The sequence below is a fragment of the Moorena producens 3L genome (assembly GCF_000211815.1).
In the GTDB taxonomy this organism is placed as follows: domain Bacteria; phylum Cyanobacteriota; class Cyanobacteriia; order Cyanobacteriales; family Coleofasciculaceae; genus Moorena; species Moorena producens.
In genome coordinates this window covers 103,401-109,481 of sequence record NZ_GL890975.1, presented here as the reverse complement: position 1 = coordinate 109,481, position 6,081 = coordinate 103,401, and the positions used below count along the sequence as shown (strand labels likewise).

At 45.1% G+C, this 6,081-nt stretch carries 6 protein-coding genes and 5 pseudogenes; 3 read left to right on the top strand and 8 right to left on the bottom strand.

All coding sequences use genetic code 11. The annotated features are described in order from the left end of the window. Window positions 1-242: 242 nt before the first annotated feature. The 3 genes and pseudogenes from LYNGBM3L_RS33430 to LYNGBM3L_RS33425 form a co-directional block, all read right to left on the bottom strand. Window positions 243-766 (bottom strand): annotated as a pseudogene (locus tag LYNGBM3L_RS33430) (IS630 family transposase); the annotation flags it as partial. Then, window positions 745-873: a hypothetical protein gene (locus LYNGBM3L_RS49245; protein WP_267872134.1), complete on the bottom strand. Its 129-nt coding sequence runs from the start codon at window positions 871-873 to the stop codon at window positions 745-747. The pseudogene LYNGBM3L_RS33430 and the gene LYNGBM3L_RS49245, both read right to left, overlap by 22 nt. Window positions 874-972: 99 nt before the next feature. Further along, window positions 973-1,293, bottom strand: a pseudogene (locus LYNGBM3L_RS33425) (IS630 transposase-related protein); the annotation flags it as partial. A 195-nt stretch (window positions 1,294-1,488) separates the two neighbouring features. Between LYNGBM3L_RS33425 and LYNGBM3L_RS33420 the strand changes: the two are divergent. From LYNGBM3L_RS33420 to LYNGBM3L_RS33415, 3 genes are all read left to right on the top strand, one after another. Beyond that, a complete protein-coding gene (locus LYNGBM3L_RS33420; RefSeq protein ID WP_202799298.1) occupies window positions 1,489-1,884 on the top strand; it encodes a Crp/Fnr family transcriptional regulator in 396 nt (131 codons plus the stop codon). After that, entirely contained in the window at window positions 1,885-2,094 is a 210-nt protein-coding gene (locus tag LYNGBM3L_RS50060; protein WP_202799301.1) for a helix-turn-helix domain-containing protein, read from the top strand. Between the two features lie 547 nt (window positions 2,095-2,641). Further along, window positions 2,642-3,205 carry a calcium-binding protein gene (locus LYNGBM3L_RS33415; protein WP_008191890.1) on the top strand — a complete coding sequence of 188 codons (564 nt, stop codon included), beginning with the start codon at window positions 2,642-2,644 and terminating at the stop codon, window positions 3,203-3,205. Between the two features lie 188 nt (window positions 3,206-3,393). Here the strand turns inward: LYNGBM3L_RS33415 and LYNGBM3L_RS33410 are convergent. From LYNGBM3L_RS33410 to LYNGBM3L_RS33395, 5 genes and pseudogenes are all read right to left on the bottom strand, one after another. Further along, window positions 3,394-3,813, bottom strand: a pseudogene (locus tag LYNGBM3L_RS33410) (NADH-quinone oxidoreductase subunit B family protein); the annotation flags it as partial. Between the two features lie 22 nt (window positions 3,814-3,835). Next, window positions 3,836-4,219: an Mth938-like domain-containing protein gene (locus LYNGBM3L_RS33405; protein ID WP_008191888.1), complete on the bottom strand. Its 384-nt coding sequence runs from the start codon at window positions 4,217-4,219 to the stop codon at window positions 3,836-3,838. Between the two features lie 42 nt (window positions 4,220-4,261). After that, window positions 4,262-4,426, bottom strand: a pseudogene (locus LYNGBM3L_RS37710) (4Fe-4S double cluster binding domain-containing protein); the annotation flags it as partial. After that, window positions 4,427-4,653: pseudogene (locus tag LYNGBM3L_RS37705) on the bottom strand (helix-turn-helix domain-containing protein); the annotation flags it as partial. A 744-nt stretch (window positions 4,654-5,397) separates the two neighbouring features. After that, window positions 5,398-6,081, bottom strand: a 684-nt coding sequence (locus LYNGBM3L_RS33395) for a hypothetical protein (RefSeq protein ID WP_207554340.1), incomplete at its 5' end; no start/stop codon positions are given.

The window sequence follows — 6,081 nt, the reverse complement described above, 5'->3', positions numbered from 1 at the left end:
CAGAGCAACGCTTCAAAAGTGCGTCTGAAGCAATTCTAGCCCTAGAGTTGGGCATGACACTCAATACTCCCAAAAGCAACAAACTGATCAAACTCCCCCGAAGCAATTTTGTAAATAATTCAGGTCAAGGGGGTGTATTGGATGATCGAGTACCCGTACCAGATGAAATCAAAGGCTGGAACTGGGGAGCTTTTTTGATACCTGGGTTTTGGCCTATAGTTATTTTAAATAAGGAGGAGACACTAAGAAGCACAATATTCACGAATTACTTCATCCAGAGAAGTGTCTATAGAAGTATACATTCTGGCTCTCTTTAAAGCACTAAAATCATGCTCTATATCATTGAAATCTGGAGAGTATTTCGGCAAAAATAATACTTGATGACCGGCTGACTCTACTAATTCTCTAATTGCATTTTTTCTATGAATTGGTGCATTATCCATAATTAATACTGAAGGAATTGTTAATGAGGCTAATAAATATTGGCTTAACCATCCTTCAAATACTTCTGCATTAAGACTACCACTAAACAAGGGGCTATTAAATCTTTTGATTTCTTCCTTCTTCCTGCTACTAAATTTTCTCTTTTTATTCGTTTTCCTGTTTGTTCACCATACAGTTTTTTCCCTTTTTTGGACCATCCATAAAGGCATGACTGTATTTTGTCAAACCCCGATTAATCAATGAATACAAGGCTTTTGATTCCAGATATTTTTATTAATTCTCTTAATGCTCTTAAATACTTTATTCTTTCTTTTCTATCTCTGTCTTGATGCAGTCGCTCATGGTTTGTTCGCGTTCGCCTTTGGCGTGGCCTACGGCCAAGCGTCGCCTTTGGCGATAGTTACCGTAAGACAGGCTCGCCTTAATCAATAAGTTTTAACCCTTTTTTGCATAACCTACCAACCATAAAGGCTCAACGTAATCAGGTTTCGTCTCCGGGGGAAACCCCCAAGACCGCGCTGCATCGCTTTCCCGATAACGAAGTTCTTTTTTTTTACGAGTTATTTTCATTTTTTTGAGTGCGTAGAATATTGCACTCGGGCGCACTCCAAATTTTTTGGCTCTCTCTATTAATTTAGCATCTGGATTTTCTTTGACATCTTGTTCTAAGGCTTTCCAATCTAGCTTTCTTTGACGACGTTCTACCTTAGTCGCCTTTAGTTCTGAACGATTTAACCACTTGTATATTGTCGCTATTCCTATCCCAAATACTTTCGCTGCCTCTGTAATATTTCCACCTTTTTCTATATACTTTATTACTTTTTTTCTGAAATCTAGACTGTATGGCATTGCTGTCAGTTATTGAAAATATACCCTTTTTATTTTACCTCATTACCGTCTTATCCTTAATTGAAACAACTATAGTTGCTGCCTGGGACATTTTCTGTGTTCAAGTTCTGATTTTTTCCGATCTTTTCCAACAGACATCGCCAAAAATGATTGCTTAAACTATTCACATGTCGTGCCGTACTAGAAGCCTTATTGATGAATCTATTGAAACCTGAGAGCCTTCCCCCTGCTCTAAGTCAGGGTGTCATCTTCCAGAATCTGGTTGCTGAACAGAAGCTATTTTACCAGGTAAATTCCGCATCGTCTTTTTTTGTAGTGGAAACAGGGCGATTCAAACTTGTTCACTACACTCAATCAGGGAAAATGGTTACACTTCAGGTTGTTAGAGCTGGTGAGAGCTTAGCTGAAAGTGCTCTTTTTTCAACGGTCTATCCTTACACAGCAATTGCTAAGGTAGCTTCACGAGTAATTTTTTATCCCAAGCAACTTCTTTTGTCAAGCCTTTGCCTTTATCCTGACTTGGCCGAGAATTTCATGACCATTTTGGTTAGACACATTCACTCCCTCAGAGTCCGTTTAGAGTGGCGATAAATTCGGACTGCTCACGACCGGGTACTTCAATATCTACACTACTTAGCTCAGTTCCGTAATCAAACGGTTCTCAGCTTAGACCAACCCTTCAAAGAAATTGCTGCTGAACTAGGTTTGACTCCCGAAACCGTATCACGAGCTTTGATGCAACTAGAGAAAACAGGAGCAATTACTCGTAAGAGGCGTTTGATTACCTTAATTGAAAATTGAAAATTGAAAATTGAAAATGGTTAATTGACTCTTGACAATTAACCATTAAGCATTAACCCTTGCCCTGAATATGAAGTGATTCACCGGACAAGCTATGACCTGTGTAAAACTTGATTTGAATCAAGTAAGTCTAATTTGTTTCTAATTTTTATCCTTGACAATAATTTATAATCGCTTCCTCTAACACTTGATTTAAATCAAAAAAGTCTAACTTTTTTATAATTTGTTTATAATTTGTATTCAAGTATAAAAAATTATAGTTGATATCAATTCCGGTTAAACACTCATCCTACCAGGTAGTAGTTTAGACTACTCATTCATCGTTAATTGTTGATGGTAACTTCCATTAATTCCCATTAATTCCCATTAACAATTAACGATTTACCTGAATACAACGTGATTAACCGATATCTTGCATCATTGTCATTAATCCTAGGGTGGGCAGTGCCTACCAGCGCGCTTTGCAAGCTTCATTATCTGTCTGGTGCACTGCCCACCCTACATCAACTGTTAGAGAAAATTCAAGCTAAAACAAGGAGACAATTAAATGGCAGCAATATTAAGTCCAGGTAGCACAGGTCCGCTATTTATAAGCGACTTTGAGGGTGCAATGTTTTTTGATAGCCCTCAAGAGGGTGGAGGTGTATTCGCCGTAGGACAAGAAGATCAAACTAACATTTTTATTTTTGGCGACGGTAATGATGTAGCAGCTGGCGGCGATGAAGTAGATATACTCATGGCTGGAGCAGGAGACGATAACATCCAGGGTGCTGGAGGAACTGACTTTGTCTTCGGCGGTCTGGGAGATGATATTGTTCGAGGCGGCTTAGGAGATGATGTTGTTGTTGGCAATGAAGGATCCGATGTTCTGATCAGTGGCGGCGGCAGCGATATCTACGAGTTTTTCGCAGATCAGTTCTTAGAAGGAGATTTGGATATTATCCTCGACTTCGAAGTAGGAAGTGATGCGATAGTAGTTGTAGGCAGCACTGATGTAAGTTACGACGCCTTCACCGGCTTTTTATCGGTTGATGGATCGGAAGTTGCAGTATTAAATAGGGGGTTAGATATAGACGTCTTTACCAGAACCAATTCCGCTGTAGTATTCTAAAACGTAAGCTATCAGCTATCAGCTTATGCGCTACGCGGACGCTACTTGAGGTGCTATCAGCTATCAGCTTATGCGCTACGCGGACGCTACGCGAACAGACCAATTAAAGTAGGGTGGGCAAAGTAATATAATCTAGAATACTCAAAAGAAGCAAACTGTTTTTGCCCACCCTACTACAAGCTGCTATCTTGGTGAACGGGCAGTACCTGCTCTAGTAATTCCGGTACAATTCCTGGTTCGTAAGGGAGTTGGGGAGTGACATCCCCCAATTCGAGATAGGCGCGTTTGAGAACAGGTTCTGCACCGTCCAGCATATTCCGCATAGCAGGAACGTTGGCAGTGACGGCACAATCTCCGAAAGAAACGAGGATTTTGCTACGTTCCCGAACTTGGTTAATGAGTTCTAAGTTATCTTCATTGGCAATACCACCCTCTACTAAACAAACATCCACGTTTTCCGGGTATTCTTTCAGGTCAGACCCAACGGGACTGTAAACCACATCTACATATTGGGCGAGTTCGAGCAGCCATTCCTCTAGATCCAAAAAGGACATATGACATCCCGAACACCCCGCTAACCATACTGTTGCTAATTTAATTTTTTCCATCGTTACTCAAGCTGATAACGAGTTAACAAGTCGAATGAAATATACCTCCGACTTTTTTACCTTGTTGCATCAAACTGTTGAATAGGTCTACAGCTAATTTAGTCTGCCCGATATAATACTCAATTCCTATTTGATGGAGCAATTCCTCAGTTTCTGGACAGGTTTGTAGCATTAGTTGCATACCACGGGACAAAACCATAAACTCTATGCCCTGAGCCAAAATTTCTTCGATATCGGCGGGTTGAATACCGGGCTGATGGCGAGTACCTGTAAGTCTCCAATCCCATTCCTTAGCTCCTCCCGGCCATACTTTACAATCTTTGAATTGATAATTATCACCATTATTGGTTACCTCCATACGACCCCAAGAGATATGACTAATTAGGCTTGTCTGAGATTTGTTCATAACTATTACTGATCCAATTGTCCAACTATTAATTAGTAGAACCTATCGCTTCCATTCTTGTTTGGTTCTAGCTGTAACCAAAAATTCCAGCTTACCGCGATCGCGTTCTTTCTCTGCAGTTGTTGTGCCCTTACGGAAAATTGCCCCTGTGGGACAAGCATCTACGCATTTTCCGCAGGAAGTACAGGCATTTACCTCCCCCCAAGGAGAGTAACAGTCTTTTAGCCATTCGGTTTTCTCATCTTTTTTGAGCTTTGGCAACATAGCATTGAGTGCAGAACAAGACAACCCAATGCCTGTCTCTTTGTAAGTTTCTATGCATTGATTTAGCGCGCATAATTCCACCACCAACGAGCACAGCCAAAGTGCTGATCAAGTATATGAATTTGCTCTTGTGTGGGGTAAATCCTTATTTTGACGGCTTGATGTCTCACTGTTTCTACACTTATCTATCGACCTTCTATCATTATATAGCAGTCGAAGTAAAGCTTAAGACATATTTCTGCTCCGAACGCGCCCCGCGTGGCCTACGGCCTTAGTCCCTACTCCCTGCTCCCTTTCAACCAAAATACTCTTTCCTAAACTATACTTCGGTTGCTATATCCCTCTTCTGTCACTCTCCGAATTTAAGAGATAATAAAAAATCGGGGAGTTGATCAATAAACTTAAAATGGTTTAACTTGATTTATAGTATCAATTAAATCATGAAATCCGAGTAAAAAATAATAATTATCTATAACATTTAGCCACGGTAAAATCAATCCTAATAAAAGAGTTGGTTGAATAATTAAACGAAAATTATTTAAGATACTTTTCCATCCACTTTTATTATTCCATGTCTTGATGCAGTCGCTCATGGGGGAAACCACGGCAGTCGCTCATGGGGGGAACCACGGCAGTCGCTCATGGGGGGAACCACGGCAGTCGCTCATGGGGGGAACCACGGCAGTCGCTCATGGGGGGAACCACGGCAGTCGCTCATGGGGGGAACCACGGCAGTCGCTCATGGGGGGAACCACGGCAGTCGCTCATGGGGGGAACCACGGCAGTCGCTCATGGGGGGAACCACGGCAGTCGCTCATGGGGGGAACCACGGCAGTCGCTCATGGGGGGAACCACGGCAGTCGCTCATGGGGGGAACCACGGCAGTCGCTCATGGGGGGAACCACGGCAGTCGCTCATGGGGGGAACCCCCAAGACCGCGCTGCCTCCCCAAGACCGCGCTGCCTCCCCAAGACCGCGCTGCCTCCCCAAGACCGCGCTGCCTCCCCAAGACCGCGCTGCCTCCCCAAGACCGCGCTGCCTCCCCAAGACCGCGCTGCCTCCCCAAGACCGCGCTGCCTCCCCAAGACCGCGCTGCCTCCCCAAGACCGCGCTGCCTCCCCAAGACCGCGCTGCCTCCCCAAGACCGCGCTGCCTCCCCAAGACCGCGCTGCCTCCCCAAGACCGCGCTGCCTCCCCAAGACCGCGCTGCCTCCCCAAGACCGCGCTGCCTCCCAAGACCGCGCTGCCTCCCCAAGACCGCGCTGCCTCCCCGAGACCGCGCTGCCTCCCCAAGACCGCGCTGCCTCCCCAAGACCGCGCTGCCTCCCCAAGACCGCGCTGCCTCCCCAAGACCGCGCTGCCTCCCCAAGACCGCGCTGCCTCCCCAAGACCGCGCTGCCTCCCCAAGACCGCGCTGCCTCCCCAAGACCGCGCTGCCTCCCCAAGACCGCGCTGCCTCCCCAAGACCGCGCTGCCTCCCCAAGACCGCGCTGCCTCCCCAAGACCGCGCTGCCTCCCCAAGACCGCGCTGCCTCCCCAAGACCGCGCTGCATCGCTTGTGGATGTGTTGAGAAATCAACAGTCGGATTCGGCATTTC

Coding starts and splice junctions, on each gene's coding strand:
- LYNGBM3L_RS33420 (WP_202799298.1), top strand. CDS start 1,489: ATGAATCTATTGAAACCTGAGAGCCTTCCCCCTGCTCTAAGTCAGGGT.
- LYNGBM3L_RS33415 (WP_008191890.1), top strand. CDS start 2,642: ATGGCAGCAATATTAAGTCCAGGTAGCACAGGTCCGCTATTTATAAGC.
- LYNGBM3L_RS33405 (WP_008191888.1), bottom strand. CDS start 4,219: ATGAACAAATCTCAGACAAGCCTAATTAGTCATATCTCTTGGGGTCGT.